17 protein-coding genes are annotated in these 18,847 nt (G+C 74.8%); 7 read left to right on the forward strand and 10 right to left on the reverse strand.

The window, feature by feature from the left end:
• Positions 1–6: 6 nt before the first annotated feature.
• On the reverse strand, positions 7–1,242 hold the full coding sequence (locus tag ACRAKJ_RS02020; RefSeq protein WP_438924482.1) for an ROK family protein: 1,236 nt from the start codon (positions 1,240–1,242) through the stop codon (positions 7–9).
• Between the two features lie 138 nt (positions 1,243–1,380).
• On the opposite strand from ACRAKJ_RS02020, the gene ACRAKJ_RS02025 reads away from it, so the two are divergent.
• Positions 1,381–2,019 carry a DUF3159 domain-containing protein gene (locus ACRAKJ_RS02025; RefSeq protein ID WP_438924481.1) on the forward strand — a complete coding sequence of 213 codons (639 nt, stop codon included), beginning with the start codon at positions 1,381–1,383 and terminating at the stop codon, positions 2,017–2,019.
• On the opposite strand, the gene ACRAKJ_RS02030 is transcribed toward ACRAKJ_RS02025, so the two are convergent.
• From ACRAKJ_RS02030 to ACRAKJ_RS02040, 3 genes are all read right to left on the reverse strand, one after another.
• A complete protein-coding gene (locus ACRAKJ_RS02030; protein ID WP_438924480.1) occupies positions 2,016–2,465 on the reverse strand; it encodes an NUDIX domain-containing protein in 450 nt (149 codons plus the stop codon). The two genes, ACRAKJ_RS02025 and ACRAKJ_RS02030, sit on opposite strands and share 4 nt — an antisense overlap.
• A 19-nt stretch (positions 2,466–2,484) precedes the next feature.
• On the reverse strand, positions 2,485–3,513 hold the full coding sequence (locus ACRAKJ_RS02035; protein ID WP_438924479.1) for a BadF/BadG/BcrA/BcrD ATPase family protein: 1,029 nt from the start codon (positions 3,511–3,513) through the stop codon (positions 2,485–2,487).
• A gap of 92 nt (positions 3,514–3,605) precedes the next feature.
• Complete coding sequence (locus ACRAKJ_RS02040; protein ID WP_438924478.1) at positions 3,606–6,842, reverse strand: S8 family serine peptidase; 3,237 nt, start codon at positions 6,840–6,842, stop codon at positions 3,606–3,608.
• A 113-nt stretch (positions 6,843–6,955) separates the two neighbouring features.
• On the opposite strand from ACRAKJ_RS02040, the gene ACRAKJ_RS02045 reads away from it, so the two are divergent.
• From ACRAKJ_RS02045 to ACRAKJ_RS02060, 4 genes are read left to right on the forward strand one after another with little or no spacing between them, the layout of a single operon-like run.
• Complete coding sequence (locus ACRAKJ_RS02045) at positions 6,956–7,810, forward strand: fumarylacetoacetate hydrolase family protein (protein ID WP_438924477.1); 855 nt, start codon at positions 6,956–6,958, stop codon at positions 7,808–7,810.
• Entirely contained in the window at positions 7,810–8,562 is a 753-nt protein-coding gene (locus tag ACRAKJ_RS02050; RefSeq protein WP_438924476.1) for an SDR family oxidoreductase, read from the forward strand. The genes ACRAKJ_RS02045 and ACRAKJ_RS02050 overlap by 1 nt, the downstream gene beginning before the upstream one ends.
• Entirely contained in the window at positions 8,559–9,470 is a 912-nt protein-coding gene (locus ACRAKJ_RS02055; protein ID WP_438924475.1) for an aldo/keto reductase, read from the forward strand. Before ACRAKJ_RS02050 ends, ACRAKJ_RS02055 begins: the two co-directional genes overlap by 4 nt.
• Positions 9,471–9,500: 30 nt before the next feature.
• Complete coding sequence (locus ACRAKJ_RS02060) at positions 9,501–9,713, forward strand: hypothetical protein (RefSeq protein ID WP_438924474.1); 213 nt, start codon at positions 9,501–9,503, stop codon at positions 9,711–9,713.
• Positions 9,714–9,848: 135 nt separating this feature from the next.
• Here ACRAKJ_RS02060 and ACRAKJ_RS02065 read toward each other — a convergent pair whose 3' ends face one another.
• Positions 9,849–10,523 (reverse strand): FCD domain-containing protein, encoded by a 675-nt coding sequence (locus tag ACRAKJ_RS02065; RefSeq protein WP_438924473.1) that lies wholly within the window; start codon positions 10,521–10,523, stop codon positions 9,849–9,851.
• A gap of 213 nt (positions 10,524–10,736) precedes the next feature.
• On the opposite strand from ACRAKJ_RS02065, the gene nagA reads away from it, so the two are divergent.
• Positions 10,737–11,936, forward strand: a complete 1,200-nt coding sequence (gene nagA / locus ACRAKJ_RS02070; protein ID WP_438924472.1) for an N-acetylglucosamine-6-phosphate deacetylase — start codon at positions 10,737–10,739, stop codon at positions 11,934–11,936.
• 302 nt (positions 11,937–12,238) lie between these two features.
• On the opposite strand, the gene ACRAKJ_RS02075 is transcribed toward nagA, so the two are convergent.
• From ACRAKJ_RS02075 to ACRAKJ_RS02095, 5 genes are read right to left on the reverse strand one after another with little or no spacing between them, the layout of a single operon-like run.
• Positions 12,239–13,279: an SIS domain-containing protein gene (locus ACRAKJ_RS02075; protein WP_438927003.1), complete on the reverse strand. Its 1,041-nt coding sequence runs from the start codon at positions 13,277–13,279 to the stop codon at positions 12,239–12,241.
• Positions 13,280–13,292: 13 nt separating this feature from the next.
• Complete coding sequence (locus tag ACRAKJ_RS02080) at positions 13,293–14,729, reverse strand: glycoside hydrolase family 3 N-terminal domain-containing protein (protein ID WP_438927002.1); 1,437 nt, start codon at positions 14,727–14,729, stop codon at positions 13,293–13,295.
• Positions 14,730–14,736: 7 nt separating this feature from the next.
• On the reverse strand, positions 14,737–15,558 hold the full coding sequence (locus tag ACRAKJ_RS02085; protein ID WP_438927001.1) for an ABC transporter permease subunit: 822 nt from the start codon (positions 15,556–15,558) through the stop codon (positions 14,737–14,739).
• A complete protein-coding gene (locus ACRAKJ_RS02090; RefSeq protein WP_447008859.1) occupies positions 15,555–16,547 on the reverse strand; it encodes a carbohydrate ABC transporter permease in 993 nt (330 codons plus the stop codon). Before ACRAKJ_RS02090 ends, ACRAKJ_RS02085 begins: the two co-directional genes overlap by 4 nt.
• Positions 16,548–16,554: 7 nt before the next feature.
• Positions 16,555–17,835, reverse strand: a complete 1,281-nt coding sequence (locus tag ACRAKJ_RS02095) for a sugar ABC transporter substrate-binding protein (RefSeq protein ID WP_438925820.1) — start codon at positions 17,833–17,835, stop codon at positions 16,555–16,557.
• Positions 17,836–18,064: 229 nt separating this feature from the next.
• Between ACRAKJ_RS02095 and ACRAKJ_RS02100 the strand changes: the two genes are divergently transcribed.
• A complete protein-coding gene (locus ACRAKJ_RS02100; protein ID WP_438925819.1) occupies positions 18,065–18,823 on the forward strand; it encodes a UTRA domain-containing protein in 759 nt (252 codons plus the stop codon).
• The last annotated feature ends 24 nt before the right edge of the window (positions 18,824–18,847 follow it).

Here is an 18,847-nt window from a genome sequence, read left to right on the forward strand (position 1 = left end):
TTCGTCTCAACGTGCGGGAGGGGACGTCGACGCGCTCCGCTCCTGGTCGTGCCGGCGCGGTGCGCGGAAGGGTTCGGTCGTGGCGGCGGGCAGGCCGAACACCTGTTCCCGGGCGACCGACAGCGCGGAGTGCAGTGCGCCGGAGCGCACCGGTTTCCCGGTCACCAGGGCGAGCTGGACGGGGGTGCGGGGCACCACCAGGCGGCGCAGTTCGGCGGCGACGAGGTCGGCCAGCACCGTGCCGCCGGCCTGTGCGACGTCACCGGCGAGCAGCACCAGTTCGGGGTCGAGCACGGCGACGACGTTGGCGACGCCGGTGGCGACGCGGCGGGCGAGGTCCACCAGGAACTCGCGGCCCGCCGGTCCCTCGCCGAGGGCCTTCGTCACCGCGGCCAGGCCGGTGCGCGCGGACACGCCGTGCGCGCGGGCCAGGCGGGCGGTGGCGGCGCTGTCCAGCAGGTCGCCGTAGCGGACGCCGGTGCGCTCGGTGCCGGTGTCGGCGTGCGCCGCGTCGGGCACGCGCAGCGCGTCGATCTCGCCCGCGCCGCCCGTGGCGCCGCGCAGCAGCACGCCGTTGACGACGACCGCCGCGCCCACCGCGTCCGCGGGCCACAGCAGCACGAAGTCCTTCACGCCGACCGCGCGGCCCGCGATCATCTCCTCCAGGGCCACCAGGTTCACGTCGTTCTCGACGGTGACGGTGGTGCCGAGCAGGGCGCCCAGCTCCTCGGGGACGTCCCGGTCGTTCCAGTCGGGCATGTGCGGGGCGTAGTTGAGCCGGCCGGTGCCCGGGTCGACCGCGCCGGGGCTGCCGACGACCACGTGGTGCAGGGCGTCGGTGGTCAGCCCGGCCTGCGCGGCGGCCTTGGTGACCGCGGCGCGGAACGCCTCGGTCACGCCGGTGCGCGGCATGGGCGCGCGGTGCTCGGTGAGGGTGGCGCCGGAGATGTCGGCGACCGCGATGTCGAGGGAGTCCGGCGTCAGGTCCACCGCGGCGACGTGGGCCAGCGCGCCGTTGACCGTCCACAGCTGCGCGCGCGGACCGCGCCCGCCGCCGCGCAGCCCGTTGCGCAGCACCGTGCCCTCCGCCTCCAGGCGGGTCAGCAGCTGGGCGGTGGCCGGCTTGGAGAGACCGATGATCGCCTCCAGCTCCGACCGGGTCAGCGGACCGTTGCGCAACAGCGCCTCGATGGCGGCGCGGTCGTTGATCTCGCGCAGCAGCCTCGGGCTCCCGGCTCGCATCGACACTCCTGTCTGTTAACTTTCCAGACTATTTCGTGCGACGGTAGTGACGAGGACCACGCGCGGTCAATGGCCCGAGACGGGTCCGTTACGCGGGTGGGTTGGCCGGGTTAGGCAGCCCTAAGGCACCCTGGAACCATGACCGACACCCGCCAGGAGTCGCTGGCCCACCTGCTGGGCGGACGCGGCGGCGCCCTGGACGCCTCGCTGCCGCCGCTGGCGTTCGCGCTCGGGTGGCTGCTCGGCGGGCGCTCCATCGCGGTGGGCGCGGGCGCGGCCGTGGTGTGCGGCCTGGTCGTCGGCATCGCGCGCGTGGTGCGCGGCAGCCGGCCCGGCGCCCTGCTGGTGTCGGTGGGCTTCGTCGTGCTCGCGGCCTACGTCGCCCTGCGCACCGGCCGCCCCGAGGACTTCTTCCTGCTCCAGATCTTCCTCAACGCCGCGTCCGCCCTGCTGTGGGCGGCCTCGATCGTGGTCCGCTGGCCGCTGCTCGGCGTCGTCGTGGGCCTGGCGACCGGGCAGCGGTTCCGCTGGCGGCGCGACCCGGACCTGCTGCGCGCCTACCGCGTCGCCTCCTGGCCGTGGGTGGGCCAGTACCTCCTGCGCGTGGTCGTCTTCGGCGCGCTGTGGCTCGCCGGCCAGGTCGTGCTGCTGGGCGTCATGCGGGTCGCGCTGACCTGGCCGTTGCAGGTCGCCTGCATCGCCCTGTCGTGGTGGGTGCTGCGCCGCGCCCTGCCCGACGACCACCCCGGCCTGCGCCACCCCCGCGTCCCCGACTAGGCCGTGTCCGCGATCAGCTCCACGTGGGCGCGCTGGACCCGTTCCGGCAGCTCGCCCGGGGCGAACCAGCGGGCCTCCAGGATCTCGAACGGGTCCACCCGCAGGGTGCCGCCGACCAGCACGGCCTCGTAGGCGACCTCGACGCGCAGCCGGTAGCCGCTGGTCAGCCGGACCAGGCGGCCGACCTCGACGTCCAGCCCGGTCTCCTCCTTCACCTCGCGGACCACGGTGCCGGTGAACTCCTCGCCGCGCACCGCGAACCCCGTCGGCAGGCCCCACTGGCGGTCCTCGGGCCACATCCGGTGGCGCAGCAGCAGCACGCGCCCCTCGCCGTCGCGGACGACGCCCGTCACGCCCACCATGAACTTCGCGCGCGTCAGCCACAGCACGCGCCACTGGACCGGACCGCGGAGCGACTTCCACAGCCGGGCGACGAATCGGTGCACGCCGGGGATCATGCCCGGTTCACGCGGGGCGCGGCGCGCCGTCCCCCACGACCTCGACCGCCGCCAGCCACGCCGCGCCCGCCGCGCCCTCGCCCGCCGGCAGCACCGGGGCCGCGCAGCGCGCCGCCAGCTCCCGCCGGAGCCGCGCGCCCAGCGGCGGCGCGTGCACTAGGCCGCCCATCAGCACGATCGGCGTGGTGTCGCCGGGCCGCCTGGTCGACGCGGCGAGGTCGACCAGCAGCCGCACCGCCTCGTCCACGATGCCCGACGCCACCGGTGACGTGGTCGCGTGCTCGGTGACCAGCGGCGCGTAGCGGGCCAGCTCGACCGGCGCGGACGCGTTCGCGGCGGTGATGAGCCGCCGCCACCGGTCGCGCGGCGCGCCGTCGGGCACCCCGGCCCGGCGCAGCACGGCGGTGGTGAACGCGTCCGGGGCGGAGCTGTCCGAAGTGGACGTGTCGGGGGTGGACGTGCCGGGGGTGGACGTGCCGGGGGTGGACGTGCCGGGTGCGGGCGCGCGACCGTCGAGCCCGGCGCGCTCCAGCGCCACCAGCGCGGCGCGCACCGCCTCCCGGCCCAGCCAGAACGCCGACCCCTCGTCCCCGAGCAGCCAGCCGTGGCCGCCCGCGGTGGACACCAGCCCGTGGCCCTCGACCCGCGCCGCGATCGACCCCGTGCCCGCCACCAGGACGGTGCCGTCCGGCGACGCCGAGCCCGACGCGAACGCCGCCTCGCAGTCCGTGACCACCCGCATCGGGCAGCGCAGGCCCGCGCCCGCCCAGGCCGCCTCGAACAGCGCCGCCACGGCCGGTTCGGTCAGCTTGCTCGACCCGGCCATGCCCAGCACGCCCGCCTCGACCTTGCCCGCGTCCAGCCCGTCGAGCGCCGCGGCGAGGGCCTGGCCGACGTGCGCGGCGGCCACCTCCGGCGGGTGGGAGTTCGGGTTCGCGCCGCCGCCCACCCCCGCGCCGAGCCGCGTGCCGTCCAGGTCGAGGACCAGCGCCCGGGTGCTCGTGCCGCCGGCGTCCACCCCGATCACGAAGCCCATTCGCCCGAGTATGCCGAGGGGGTCCCGGGTCCGGCACGCCCAACCGGGTTGCGCCGGAACTGGCTCTGCGTGACCGCGGGACCCCGCCCCGGTCAGGCCGGCGGCAGCACCTGCGCCCGCCGGCCCGAGGCGTTGTGGTGGTGCAGCAGCAGCAGGCTGGTGCCCGGCTCGCGCCGCACCTCCACCTCGGCCCCGTCCGCCGCGACGAACGTCGGCCCGCCGACCGCCGCCGTCCCCGGCCGCAGCGGGTCGAACGCCATCGGCTCGCCCTCGACCCGGTCCACGTACCCGTCGGCGTCGCCCGGCGGCGTGTACCCGCCGGACGTGCCCACGGTGTACGTGATCGGCGCGGACGTCCCGTTCTGGTCGATCCCCAGCGCGGCGAGCGCCACCGGCAGCACCACGACGTCGCTGTCCATCACGTTCGTGTCCACGTCGCCGAACCGGCCGTTGAGGGGCAGCTCCGACACCACCTCGCCGTCGGCGGCGCGGGTCGTGACCGAGTACCAGACGTCGGCGGTCACCCCGCCCAGCGCGTTGGTCGGCTTCCCCGCCGTCACGGTGAAGTCGTGCGCGCCGTCGCCGGTGGTGTCGATCCGCACCTCGGGCGTGTTCGTCGCGCCGAGCGTCGCCCAGTCGTGCCAGGTCGCGATGCCGAACGCGAGCTGCGCGCCCTCGCCGGGACCGGTCGACGCGACGCCCGCGTACCGCAGGTCGCCGCCCTTGGCGGTGCGGTTGAGCGCGCAGTCGGTCTTCACCTCGTCGGTGCAGTCGGGCAGCTCCGGGCTCGTGCCGCCCAGCTGGAACACGCTCACCAGCGACCGGTACGCCTCGTCGCCCTCGCCCTGGTCGAGCCCGCGCCCGCGCAGCCGCAGCACGTCGCCGTCCGCCACCGCCTCGACGTCGGCGACCGGCTTGGGCGCGGCGTACACCGGCACCCGCAGCACCCGGCCCGAGGAGCGCACGAGCAGCCGCCCGGACGCCTCGGCGAGGAACTGGCGCGGCAGGCCGCCCTGCGTCTTCGCGAGCGTCGGGTCGGCGGTCTTGCGCAGCTCGTCGGCCTTCACGCGCAGCGTCACCTCCGCCGTCCTCGACCCGCCCGGCGGGACCCGGAGCGTCGGCGGCCACACCTCGAAGCGGGTGCCCGGCACCTCCGTCGCCGCCTGGTAGGACAGGCCGGCGGTGCGCCACGAGGACGACTTGTTGACCACCCGCACGGTCCGGGTCAGCGACGTCGTGCCCGCCGCCCCGACCGGGCCGAACGTGACGCCGACCGCGCCGGGGGAGTCGGCCGACATGACCAGCAGGTCGGTGGCGAGCGCGTCCACGGCGTCCACCCGGCCCGCGCCGACCCGCATCGGGGCCTCGGGCGTGCCCGTGCCGTGGTCGTCGCCGTCGGTCACGTCGCCGCCCGCGGTGTTCACCACGGCGGCCTTCAGCTCCTCCACCGACCAGTCCGGGTGGGCCTGGCGCAGCAGGGCGACGATGCCGGACACGTGCGGCGCGGACATCGACGTGCCGCCCTGGCTCACGCCGCCGTTCCCGGTGCCGCCGGCGGCGGAGAAGATCGTGTCGCCGGGCGCGGCCACGTCGGGCTTCGCGGCGGCCGGCCCGCGCACGCCGCGCGACGAGGACGGGGTCATCGTGTCGGCGATCGGCGGCGTCGCCGTGGGCACGGCCGCGCGCAGGGCGCCGGTCATCCGCACCCGCAGCGCGCCCCCGGCGAGGCTCGGCCGGACCGCCTCGGACGCCTCGGCGGTCAGCTGGAACACCGGGATGGCCGCGTTGCCCGCGATGCCCGCCTTGAACACGTGGCTGGTCGCGGGCAGCACCACGCCCGCCGCGCCCGCCGCCTGCGCGTTGTCCGTGCGCGCGCCCGAGCCGCACCGGCGCGTCGCGTCGTCCTCGTCCCACTCCAGCCACGCGTACCGGCCGGTGAGGTCCTGGGTGATCGGGTCGCAGCCGTCGAGGTTGGCCTGGTCGGTCATCGCCGCCACGGGCAGCTCGCGGTCGAGCGCCGGGTAGCCGGTGTAGGCGACGCTGTACTGGCCGGGCCGCCGCACGCCGTCCGCCTCCACGCCGTCGAGCACGGCGAACGCGTCGCGCGTGTTGGCCACGGCCAGCGCCTCCGGCGTGTTCGCGGGGGAGCCGCCGACGTCGTAGAAGTCGCCGCCGTTGCCCGCCGAGGCGACCACGGCCACGCCGTGCTCGACGACCTTGCGCACGAACAGGCTGTCCGGGTCGTCCGGTGCGCCGTAGTCGGTGCCCACGGACAGGTTGACCACGTCGAGGTGGTCGGTGAAGTCGCCGTCGCCGTTCGGGTCGAGCGACCAGTCCAGGGCCTGCGACACCAGCTCCGTCGCGCCCTCGCAGCCGAACACCTTCAGCGCGTACAGCAGGGCCTTCGGCGCGGTGCCGGGGCCGACGCGCATCGCGTCGAGCCGCTCGTCGGTGAGGGCGGTGTGGTCGCCGGTGAACGTGGTGCCGTCGGCGTTCTCGCCCAGGCCCGCGGCCGTGCCCGCGACGTGCGTGCCGTGGCCCTGGCAGTCCATCGGGTTGCCGTCGGGCGTCGGCGAGGCCGTCGCCGGGGAGTTGGCGTCGTAGGCGTCGCCGGCGAAGTCGTGGCCGCCGACGACCTTCGCGGTCGGCGTCCACGGGCCGGTGCGGTCGACGGCGTCGTGCGCCTCGACCGTGCCGGGGCCGCCGAAGTCGGCGTGCGTGTAGTCGATGCCGGTGTCGACGACGCCGACCCGCACGCCGTCGCCGAGCAGGCCCGTGTCGTGCCACGACCGCACGGCCCTGGTCAGCCGCACCGCGCCGGAGTTGTGCACCACCTTCGGCACGGTCAGCCGCACCGACCTCACCTCGGGCAGCGAGAGCGCGCCGCGCAGGGTCGCCGCGTCGGCGGTGACGACGACGCCGGTCACCGCGTTGCGCGTGGTGGCGACCTCGCGGGTGCCCGCGTCCCGGTCGCGCAGCGCGTCCACGACCCGCTCGACCTGGTCGTCGGTGGCCGCGCGGGCGGCGCGGGCGGCGGCGGCCGGGTCGCCGAGGCCGCGTTCCCGCCGCTCCCCGTACGCCTCCGCGGCCGGGGTGGCGGTCAGCTCGACGAACGCGGTGACCGCGCCGGTGGCCCGCGCCAGCCCCTCGCCGACCACGCCGGTCGCGCCGACCGCCGGTTCCGCCGGGGCGGTGTGGGTACCCGCCGGGCGCGCGACCGGTGGCAGGGGCCGCGCCGCCCGGTCCTCCCGGGCGGAGGCTGGCGCGACGACGAGGGAGGCGAGCAGGGCGACGGCGGCGGATGCCCACACCGCGCGGTGGTGGTTCATCGGGACCTTTCGTGGGCCGGAGTCATCGGACCAATTGGGACTGGGGCTCTGGACAGCGGGGGAGTGGGGCGCTATACACCCGATGTATCGACCGGTTGTCGAGAGGACCTGCCGTGCAGCTGTTGCGTCTGGGACCACCGGGGCGGGAACGCCCCGCCGTCCGCGCCGATGACGGCGTCACGTACGACCTGACCCCGGTGACGGCGGACCTCACGGGCGAATTCCTAGCCGACGACGGCGTCGCGCGGGCCCGCGCCGCGCTGGCGGCGGGCGAGCTCCAACCGATCGTGGTCGAGGGCGTCCGGGTCGGGCCCCCGGTGGCGGGCGTCGGCAAGATCGTCTGCATCGGCCTGAACTACCGCGACCACGCCGAGGAGACCGGCGCCGCGATCCCGGCCGAGCCCGTCGTGTTCCTCAAGACCCCCGACACGATCGTGGGACCGCACGACGAGGTGCTCGTGCCGCGCCGCTCGACCAAGACCGACTGGGAGGTCGAGCTGGGCGTCGTCATCGGCCGCACCGCCCGGTACCTGGAGAGCGCGGAGGAGGCGCTGGCCTGCGTCGCCGGGTACACCGTGTCGCACGACGTGTCCGAGCGCGAGTTCCAGATCGAGCGCGGCGGGCAGTGGGACAAGGGCAAGAACTGCGAGACGTTCAACCCGCTCGGGCCCTTCCTCACCCCCGCCGACGAGGTCCCCGACCCGCAGGCGCTGGGCATGCGGCTGTGGGTCAACGGCACCGCCAGGCAGGACTCCTCCACCGGGAACATGATCTTCCCGGTGGCCGAGCTGGTCCGCTACCTGAGCTGGTTCCTCGTCCTCCGACCGGGTGACCTGGTGAACACCGGCACGCCCGCCGGCGTCGCCCTCGGGCAGCCCGACCCGAAGCCGTACCTGCGCGCCGGCGACGTGGTCGAGCTGGAGATCGACGGCCTGGGCCGGCAGCGGCAAGTCCTCGGGCAGGCGTGATGGCCGAGTTCGAGGGGCTGGTGGCGGTCGTGACGGGCGGCGCGTCGGGCATCGGGCTGGCCACCGCGCGGCTGCTCGCCTCGCGCGGGGCGACGGCGGTCGCGTTCGACGTGCGGCCGGAGGTGGACCCGCCGGTGCTCGGCGTGCGCTGCGACGTCACCGACGACGCGTCCGTCCGGGCGGCCGTCGACGAGGTGGTCGAGCGGTTCGGCCGGCTCGACGTGCTGGTCAACAACGCCGGGATCGGCGCGCAGGGCGACGTGGCCGCCAACGGCGACGACGAGTGGCTGCGGGTGCTGGACGTCAACGTGCTGGGCATCGCCCGGGTGACCCGCGCCGCGCTGCCGCACCTGCGGCGCTCGCCGGCCGCGGCGGTCGTGAACACCGGGTCGATCGCGGCGTGGGCGGGGCTGCCGCAGCGGGCGGTGTACTCGGCCAGCAAGGGCGCGGTGCACGCGCTGACCCTGGCGATGGCCGCCGACCACGTGCGGGAGGGCGTCCGGGTCAACGCGGTCGCCCCCGGCACCGCGGACACGCCGTGGGTCGGGCGGCTGCTCGACGCCGCGCCCGACCCGGCCGCCGAGCGGGCCGCGCTGGAGGCCAGGCAGCCGCACGGCAGGCTGGTCAGCGCGGACGAGGTCGCGGGCGCCGTCGCCTACCTGGCCGGGCCGCTGTCCGGGTCCACCACCGGCACCGTGCTCGCGGTGGACGGCGGGATGCACGGCCTGCGCCTGCGCCCGCCCGGCTCGTGATCCCGCTGACGCGGCTCGGGTTCGGCACCGGACCCCTCGGCAACCTCTACGCCGAGGTGACCGACGAGGACGCGTTCGCCGCGCTGGAGGCCGCCTGGGACGCCGGGGTCCGCTACTTCGACACCGCGCCGCACTACGGGCTCGGCCTGGCCGAGCGGCGGCTCGGCGAGTTCCTGCGGGGCAGGCCGCGCTCGGCGTTCGCGGTGTCCACCAAGGTCGGCCGGCTGCTGGAGCCGTCGTCGGCGGGCGGGGACGACCTGGCGAACGGGTTCGCGGTGCCCGCCACGTCCCGGCGGGTGTGGGACTTCGGCGCGGACGGCGTGCGGCGGTCGCTGGAGTCCTCGCTGGAGCGGCTGGGCCTGGACCGGGTGGACGTGGTCTACCTGCACGACCCCGACGACCACTGGGAGCGGGCCGTCTCGTCGGCGGTGCCCGAGCTGCTGTCCTGGCGGGAGCAGGGCGTGGTGGACGCGGTCGGCGTGGGCATGAACCAGTGGGAGCTGCCGGCCCGGTTCGTGCGCGCCGCCGACCTGGACGTCGTGCTGCTCGCCGGGCGGTACACGCTGCTGGAACGGCCCGGCGAGCCGCTGCTGGACCTGTGCGCCGAGCGCGGGGTGTCGGTGGTGGCGGCGGGGGTGTTCAACTCCGGGCTGCTCGTCGGCGGCGGCACCTACGAGTACCGGCCCGCGCCGCCGGCGCTCGTGGCGCGGGCGCGGCGGATCGCGGAGGTGTGCGCGCGGCACGGCGTGACCCCGGCGCAGGCCGCCGTGCGGTTCCCGCTGCGGCACCCGGCGGTGGCGTCCGTGCTGGTGGGCGTGCGGACGGCGGAGGAGGCGCGGGCGAACGCGGCGGCGCTGTCGGCGGAGGTGCCCGACGCGCTGTGGGAGGAGCTGCGGGAGGTGGCGTGACGGGGCCGCCCGCTCGTCCCCCTGCTCGTCGTGGCCCTGGCGGTCGCGCCCGCGGCGTCGGCCGCGACCGTGCCGGCCCTCGACCCCGCCGCCCTGCGCGAGTCCCTGCGCGGGCTGCCGGACGCGGAGGTGAGCGGCGCGCTCGTCCGCGTCACCGGCTCCGCCGGTCGGTGGGTCGGCAGCGGCGGCACGTCCCGGGTCGGCACGCGCGCGCCGGTCCACCCCGACGGCCGGTTCCGTTGACCGTGCCCGCGGTGGTGCGCGACGAGCCCGGACCGGTGCACGCCCTGGGCATCTCCCGGCCGCCGGCGCCGGGGCTGACCGTGTGGGGCGAGTCCGGCGACCGGCCCGGGTCAGGTCGGCCCGGGTCAGGCCGGCTCAGGTCAGGTCGGACAGCCACTGCTCGACGCCCGCCACGTGCACCGTGCACCAGGACCGGGCCAGTTCGGGCTGGTGGGCGGCCAGCGCGTCGACGATCGCCCGGTGCTCCGCGACGGTCCGCTCCACGGCCCCGCCCTGCGCGATGCCGCGCCAGATGCGCACGCGCACGGTGGGGCCGGCGAGCGTGTCGAGCAGCTGGGCCAGGTAGGCGTTGCCCGAGGCGTGGGCGATGGCGCGGTGGAACGCCAGGTCGTGCTCGACCAGCTCCTCGACCGAGCGGGCCGTCTCGGCGGCGTCGCACAGGGCGCGCAGCGCGGCGACCTCCTCGGGCCCGACGCGCTGGGCCGCCATCGCCGCGGCGGCGGGTTCGAGGATGCGCCGGACCTGGAGCACCTCCAGCACGGAGTCCTCGCCGCGGTGCAGGTCGAGCACGAACGACAGCGCGCCGAGCAGGTCGTCGGCCCGCAGGCTCGACACGTAGGTGCCGTCGCCCTGCCGCACGTCCAGCACCCTGACCAGCGACAACGCCTTGACCGCCTCGCGCAGGGAGTTCCGCGACAGGCCGAGCCGCTCGGCCAGGTCGGCCTCGCGCGGGAGTCGGTCGCCCGGCTTCAGCTCGCCGGAGACGATCATCTCCTTGACGCGCAGGATCGCGTCGTCGGTCACGGCCACGGCGTTCCTCGACTCGTCCGGTGAGACCTCGGATGTCTGGCGCCCAGTATGGAGGCACCGTTCCCGGCCCCGCCCACGACCCGCCGTCCCGGTCTTGACCGGTCCGGCCGCCGATCATTAACCGATCATCACTCTATTCGGTTATCTTATAACCACACGTGACGGCGTCCGTCGCTTGCGGTCATAATGGTCTGGACCATTTGAGGAGGGACCTTGGACACGGTTGTCGCAGCTCCGCGAGCACTGCTCGGTCGCACCATCACCGGTCCCGCCAGCGTGCGCGTGAGGGCGGGTCGGATCGTCGAGGTCGTCCAGGGCGCTCCGCCCGAGGGCGCCGAGGTGCTGACCGACGGCCTGCTCACCCCGGGCCTGGTGGACGTGCAGGTGAACGGGGCGGTCGGCGTCGACTTCGCCGAGGTCGATCCCGTCGGGATGGCCGCGGTCGCGAGAGCGCTCCCGCAGACCGGCGTGACGCGTTTCCTGCCGACCCTGATCACCGCGCCGGTGCCGGTGGCGATCCGGCAGGCCCGCGCCGTGCTGGCCGCCGCCGCGACCCTGCCGGAGCAGGCCGGCGCCAAGCCGCTCGGCGTGCACCTGGAGGGGCCGTTCCTGTCGCCGAAGCGCGCGGGCGTGCACGACCCGGCGCTGATGGTGGAGCCGGGCCCGGCGGTGATCGACCAGCTGCTGGCCGACGAGGTGCTGCGCCGCGCCCTGCGCATGGTCACCCTCGCCCCCGAGCAGCCCGGCGGGATGGAGGCGGTGCGCCGCCTCGCCGAGGCGGGCGTGCTGGTGGCGGTCGGCCACAGCGACGCCACCGGTGAGCAGACCAGGGAGGCCGCCGAGGCGGGCGCCCGCATGGTGACGCACCTGTTCAACGCCCAGCGCCCGCTGGGCCACCGCGAACCGGGCGTGCCCGGCGTCGCCCTGGTGGACGACCGCTTCACGCTGGGGCTGATCGCCGACCTGGCGCACGTGGGCCCGGACGTCTGCCGCCTGGTGTTCAACGCCGCGGGCCACCGCGTGGCCCTGGTGACCGACGCCGTGGCCGCCGCCGGCATGCCCCCGGGCCGCTACCAGCTGGGCGGCGCGGACGTGCTGCTCACCGAGGACGGCGTGCCCAGGTCCCCGGAGGGCACGATCGCCGGCAGCGCCCTCACCCTGGACCGGGCGGTGCGCAACATCGTGTCGGTCGGCGTGGCCGAGGCGGACGCCCTGGCGGCGGCGACGATCACCCCGGCGGACGCCATCGGCGAACCCACGCTCGGCCGCCTGGAGGCGGGCGCGGTGGCCGATCTCGTCTGGTGGGACGACGACCTCCGCCCCCGCAAGGTCTGGGTGGACGGCGAGGTGGTCTTCGACAGCACCGCCGCCCTGGACCAGGCCGCGGTCGGCCTGGCCGCCGCCGGCCAGTAATCCACCGCACGACCCCGAAAGGCCCGAGGGCTCCGCCCCCGGGCCTTTCGCACACCCACCCCCGAACGCAGACCCAAGCGTCCCGAACGCAGAACTCACGGGTCCCGAACGCAGGACTCTCGGGTCGCGAGCGTTGGACTCTCGGGCCCTGAGCGTTGGACTCTCGGGTCGCGAACGCATGACTCGCGAGAGTCCAACGCTCAGGACCGGCGAGTCCAACGCTCAGGACGGGTGAGTCCTGCGTTCGCGACTCGCGAGTCATGCGTTCGCGACTCGCGAGTCATGCGTTCGGGGCGGGTGGGTCAGCGGGTGCGGGTGACCTTGTTCAGGCCGCGCGGGCTGTCGGGGTCGCCGCCGCGGGCCAGGGAGAGGCCGTGGGCGATGCGCTGGACCGGGAGGATCTCCAGGATCGGCGCCACCTCCTCGGCCGTCTCCGCCACGGGCACGCGCAGCGCCGCCGACACGCGGTCCGCGCCCGAGCCGATCGCCACCACGTCGGCGCCCCGCCCGTGCACCACGTCCAGCACGTCGTGCAGCGCGTCGCCGCCCCGCCCGCGGCTGGTGACGGCCAGCACGGCCGTCTCGCCGTCGACCGCCGCCACCGGCCCGTGCAGCAGGTCCGCCCCGCTGTACGCGCGCGCCGCGAGGTAGGAGGTCTCGGCCAGCTTCAGCGCCGACTCCAGCGCCGTGGGCAGCGAGTAGCCGCGCCCCGTCGTGAGCACGCGGTCCACGAAGCGGTAGCGCCGGACGGCCTCGGCCACCGCGTCCGCCGACATCTCCAGGGTCGCCGCGGCCTGCTCGCCGATCGACGCCACGGCCGCGCCGTCACCACCGCGGACCGCGTCGACCAGCAGGTACAGCGCGAGCAGCGTCGCCGAGTACGTCTTGGTCGCCGCCACCGCCCGCTCCACGCCCGCGCCGACGTCCACGGACAGCTCGGCCGCCCCGTTCAGCGGCGAGTCGGCGGTGTTGGTGACGGCCACGGTGAGCGCGCCGCGGGCCCGCGCGGCCTCGGTGACCTCCAGCAGGTCGGGCGACCCGCCGGACTGCGACACCGACACCACGAGCACGTCGCGCAGGTCCGGCCGCGCCCCGTACAGGGTGGTCGTGGAGGGCGACACCAGCCCGGCCGGCAGCTGGAGCAGCACCTCGGTCAGGTACTTCGCGTACAGCGCCGCGTGGTCGGACGAGCCGCGCGCCGCGAACAGCACGAACCGCGGCCCCCGGTCGCGGATGACCTCGGCGACCGAGGCGAACTCGGCCCGCCGCGCGACGAGGTCGGTGAAGATCGCGGGCTGCTGGCCGATCTCGGCCGCCATGTGCCTGCCGGGCTGGTCGGTCATCGGTCTCCCCTGCTCAGGTGCCGGCGGCGATGCGCTCGGCCGCGGCCCGCAGGCACACCCGGGAACCGCCGTGGGTGTCGACGCGGACGGCCGCGCCCAGGTCCGGCCCCGGCACGCCCGTCTCCACGTGGACAAGGTCTAGACCAATCTTAACCAGCGAGGACACCAGTTCGCGAGCCCACGCGTGGCGGTGTGCCTCACGCGTCACCACCACGACGGTGCGACCGGACGCCGCCGCCGCGACCTCGTCGGCGGAGGAGGAGGCCGGCAGCACGGTCGTTCCCGGCACCAGCTCCACCAGGTACGGCCCGAGGCCCCACGGCACGTCGCCCACCGCGATGGACGCCTCCACGGCCAGGTCCAGCACCACCGGCGGACCGGACACCGCCAGCGGCCCCCGCACCTCCAGCGCCGCCCGCGCCGCCCGCAGCCCCAGCGACGGGTCGTGCCCGTCCACCGCGGACGGCGGGGTGCCGAGCACCGCCGTCCGCCGCGCCGCCTCCTCCAGCCGCTCCAGCGGCAGCACGCCCGACTCGACGGCCGCCACGATGCTGTCGACGAGCCACTGGAGCCCGTCGTCGTCGAGCGGCTCGCCGCCCAGGCACAGCGCGTCCACGCCGGCGACCAGCGCCCGCACGGACCCCTGCGCCAGGTCGCCGCCGACGGCCTTCATGTCCAGCCCGTCGGTGATGACCGCGCCGGTGAAGCCCAGGTCCTCCCGCAGCACGCGCAGCGCGCGCGGGTTGAGCGTCGCGGGCTCCGGCCCCCACTCCGGCACGACCAGGTGCCCGGTCATGATCGACCGCACGCCCGCCCGCACGGCCGCCGTGAACGGCACGAACTCCACCGCCGCCAGCTCCGCCGCCGTGCGCGGCAGCACGGGCAGCGCCTCGTGCGAGTCCACCGTGGACGCGCCGTGGCCGGGGAAGTGCTTCGCGCACGCCGCCACGCCCACCGCCTGCATCCCCTCGACGAACGCCGCCACGTGCTCGCCGACCGCCACCGGGTCCGAGCCGAACGACCGCACGCCGATCACCGGGTCGTCCAGGGTCAGCACCAGGTCCGCCGACGGCGCGAGGTTCAGGCTCACCCCGCACGCCGCCAGCCGCGACCCGACGGACGCCGCCACCTCCCGGGTGAGCCGCAGGTCGCCGGCCGCGCCGAGGGCGTGGTTGCCCGGCACCTCGGAGCCCCGCCCGTAGTCGAGCCGGGTGACGTCCCCGCCCTCCTCGTCGATGCCGACGACGACGTCCGCACGCGCACCCCTCAGCTGCGCGTTGAGCGCCGTGACCTGCGCGTCCGTCTCCTCGGAGGTGCCGGCGACGACGTTGCGCCCGAACAGCACCACGCCGCCGAGCCCGTCCGCCACCCGCTTCAACAGCCAGTCCGGGGCCGTGGTCCCGTGGAACCCCGGCAGCAGGACGGCCGACGCGAGCCGGTGCAACGACATGCGGTCCCTACCCCTTCACCGCACCGGCGGTGACACCGGTGACCATCTTGCGCTGCACGATCAGGAAGAACACCAGCACCGGCAGCGTGAACAGGGCCGACGCCGCCATCGCGCCGCCCCAGTCGGTGCCGAAGTTGGTCTGGAACCCCGACAGCCACACCGGCAGGGTCTCCTTCGACTGGTCCTTGACCAGCGACAGCGCGAACAGGAACTCGTTCCACGCCGTGACGAAGGCGAACACCGAGGTGGCGACCAGGCCGGGGCCCAGCAGCGGCAGCGTGACGCGGCGGAACGCGCCCCACCGGCCGCAGCCGTCGACCATCGCCGCCTCCTCCAGCTCCAGCGGGATGCCGTTGACGAACCCGCGCAGCGTCCACGCGCAGAACGGCAGCGTCACCGCGAAGTAGATGAGCGCCAGCGCGGGCAGCCGGTCGAGCAGGTCGAGGTCCCTCATCATCAGGAACATGGGGATGAGCAGCGCCTCGAACGGCGCCATCTGCGCCACCAGCATCATCATCACGAAGCCCTTGCGGCCGCGGAACCGCATCCGGGACAGCGCGACCGCCGCCAGCAGGCCCACGACGAGCGCCGCGGCCACCGCCGACAGCGACACCAGCAGGCTGTTGCCCAGCGAGGTGAGGAACCCGGGCTTGGTCCACGCGGTCACGAAGTTGGTGCTCGTGACCGAGAACGGGATCAGGTCGTAACCGCTGGTCAGCATCTCGCCGCGCGGCTTGAGCGCGGTCGAGACCATCCAGTAGGTCGGGAACGCGAAGAACAGCGCCACGACCAGGGCGGCCGCGTTGGCCGCCACCTTCTTGGCGATCACAGCCCACCCTCCTGGGAACGGACCAGCCGGCGCAGGTACTGGAACGTCAGCAGCGCGAGCAGCGCCACCATCACCACGGACACCGCCGCGGCCACGCCGAAGTGGCTCTGGGAGATGCCCTCCAGGTACTGGTAGACCGCGAGCGTCGTGCTGCCGCCGTCCGGGCCGCCCTTCTTCATGGCCCAGATCTGCGCGAACACCTTGAAGTCCCACAGCAGCGACAGGAACGTCACCATCATCAGCAGCGGGCGCAGCTCGGGCCAGGTCACCGCGCGGAACGTCTGCCACGCGGACGCCCCGTCGATGCCCGCCGCCTCGTACTGGTCCTTGGGGATGCCGACGGCCCCCGCGTACAGCGAGAACGCCAGGAACGGGATCGCCTGCCACACGATCAGCAGCCCGATCACCGCGAGCGTCGACGTGCCGGTGGAGAACCACGAGTACCCGGCGAACGAGTCGAAGCCGACCTTCACCAGGGTCTTGTTGAGGATGCCGTACTGCTGGTCGAAGATCCACTGGTAGACGGTGGTGGCCGCGAGCAGCGGCATCGCCCACGCCAGCAGCATCGCGACCTGGAGCACGATCCGCACCACCGGGCTGACCACCCGCATCAGCAGCGCGATCAGCAGGCCGGCCAGCACGGACGCGGCCACCACGAGCGCGGTGAACACCACCGTGCGCAGCGCGATCATCCAGAACTCGGGGTCGCCGAGGATCTCGGCGTAGTTGTCCAGGCCGGTCCACACGACCTCGCCGCGGGTCAGCTCGCGCAGGTTCAGCTTGCGGAAGCTCGTCACCAGGACGGAGAGGACCGGCCAGCCGATCAGCCAGAGGACGGCCACCAGCGCGGGTGCCAGCAGCAGGTAGGGCAGCGCCCGGTCGAGGGCGCCGCCCCGACGGCGCGGCGCGCCGTCCGGGTGCGCGGCACGCCGCGGTGCCGACGGGGGAACCGTCGGCACCGCGGCGTCGGTCGTGTCAACGGCCGTCATGCGCTCGTCAGCCCGCCAGTGTCTTCGACAGCGACGAGTTGGCGTCCGCGGTGGCCTGGTCCAGCGACTTCGCGCCGGTCAGGTACGCGGTCAGCATGTCCTTCAGCGGGTTCTGGCCCGCCTCGACCGCGGCCCACGCCGGGGTGGTCGGGGTGACCTTGCCGCCGGGGGCGGACTCCGCCAGCGCCTTGCCGACCGGGTTGGTGGCCAGCTTCGCCGTGTCGGTCGAGGTGCCCGGCACCGAACCGCCCTCGGCCAGCATGTCCTGGTACTTCTTGCCGCTGAGCAGCTTCAGGTAGTCCTTGGCCAGGTCGGCGTTCTTGGAGCCGGCCGGGATCGACAGGTTCGAGCCGCCGAGGAACACCGGGGCCGCCTTGCCCGCCGTCTTGGACGGGATCGGGAACGCCGCGGTCTTCTCCTTCAGGTCCGGGTTGGCCTTGACGGCGCCCGCCAGCTCCCACGGCAGGCCGATCATCATGCCGACCTTGCCGGTGCCGAAGACCTCCATCTGCTGCGGGGTGGCCTCGTCGGCGTCCTTCGGGGCCTTGGTGCCCGAGGCGTCGACCAGCTTCTTGTAGAACTCCAGGCCGGCCTTGGCCTGCGGGGTGTCGAGCGAGCCCGCCCAGCCGGAGCCCTGCGGCTTCGCCACGTCGCCGCCCTCGTCCCAGATGAACGACAGCAGCACGTACCAGGACTGGCCCGGCAGGTAGACCGACTGGAACTCCGGGTCGGCCGCGTTGGCCGCCTTCAGCTTCTCGGCCGCGGCGACCCACTCGTCGCGCGAGGTGGGCGGGGTGGCGATGCCGGCGGCCTCGAACAGGTCGGTCCGGTAGATGACCGTGCGGTTCGCCGCGTAGAACGGCAGGCCGTACTGCTTGCCGTCCCAGGTCAGCGAGTCCTTGAGGCCGGCGAGCCACTGGTCGCCGTTGAGGCCCGCGACGTCGCCGGAGAGGTCGGTGAGGGTGTCCTCAGCCGCGAACTTCGCCGTCTGGGTGTTGCCCAGCTCGATGACGTCCGGCGGGTTGTTGCTGGTCAGAGCCGTGGTCAGCTTCTCCTGGATGCCGCCCCACTTCTGCACCTCGTACTTGACGGTGACGCCGGGGTGCGAGTCCTGGAACTCCTTGTTCAGCGCGTCGGTCAGGGTGGTCGGCGCGGAGCCGTCCATCAACCAGACCGTCAGCGTCTTCGGTTCACCGGAGTCGCTGCCGCTGTCGGAGCTCGTGCCACACCCGGCCACGGCCACCGACAGTGCGGCGGCACCTACGGCGAGTCCTCTCCAGCCCTTCACGTGTGCGCCCTTTCCCAATGCCCGGTCCCAACGACCGAAGCGCCCAAAGTGGTGTAGACCAATGCGGCCTAGAGTGTGCCCCGCCACAGGCGGTGTCAAGGCTGTTGCTGGACCGTTGCAAAGTCATCGGACCATTTTCCCGGGGGGCTTGTCGGGGGTTCGGGACCACGGCGCGGCGCGGACAGGGCATCCTGTGTCCGGGAGCGCTAGCAAGGTCGAGGAGGAAGGCATGCTCGAAACGAGCCCTGCATCCGGCGTGGACACCAGGTCCCGCGCGCAGCGCGAGCCGAAGTACTGGGGCCTCAAGCGGCACCTGCTCGACCTCCTGCGCGCGTTGCCGCCCGGGTCGCCGATCCCGACCGAGAGGTCGTTGGCCGCGGAGTTCGACGTCTCGCGCACGACGGTCCGGCAAGCGCTTGCCGAACTGACCGTCGAGGGGCGGTTGCTGCGCGTGCAGGGCAAGGGCACGTTCGCGGCGGAACCGAAGGTGGCCCAGCGCCTCCAGCTGTCCTCGTACACAGAGGACATGAAGGCGCAGGGCAGGCAGCCGTCGTCGCGGCTGATCGAGGCGTCCGAGATGGCCGCGGAGGCCGAGCTGGCCCGCCTGCTGGGGGTCCGGGCCGGCGCCAAGGTGCTGCGCCTGCACCGCCTGCGGCTGGCCGACGGCGAGCCGATGGCGATCGAGACGACCCACCTGGCGCTGGGCCGGTTCCGCGGCCTGCGCCGCTACCTGGCCCCGGGCGCGTCGCTGTACCAGGTGCTGCGCGAGCGGTTCGGCGTCGAGATGGGCCACGCGGAGGAGACGATCGAGACGGCGCTGGCCTCGCCGGAGGAGGCCGAGCTGCTCGGCGCGGACATCGGCCTGCCGATGCTGCTGCTGTCGCGGCACTCGTTCGACACCGAGGGCAACCCCGTCGAGTGGGTGCGCTCGGTCTACCGGGGCGACCGGTACAAGTTCGTCGCCACCCTGAACCGGCCCGCCGACTAGGCGGCCCCGACCGACCCGACCGAC

The sequence above is a fragment of the Saccharothrix sp. DSM 118769 genome (genome assembly GCF_052936295.1).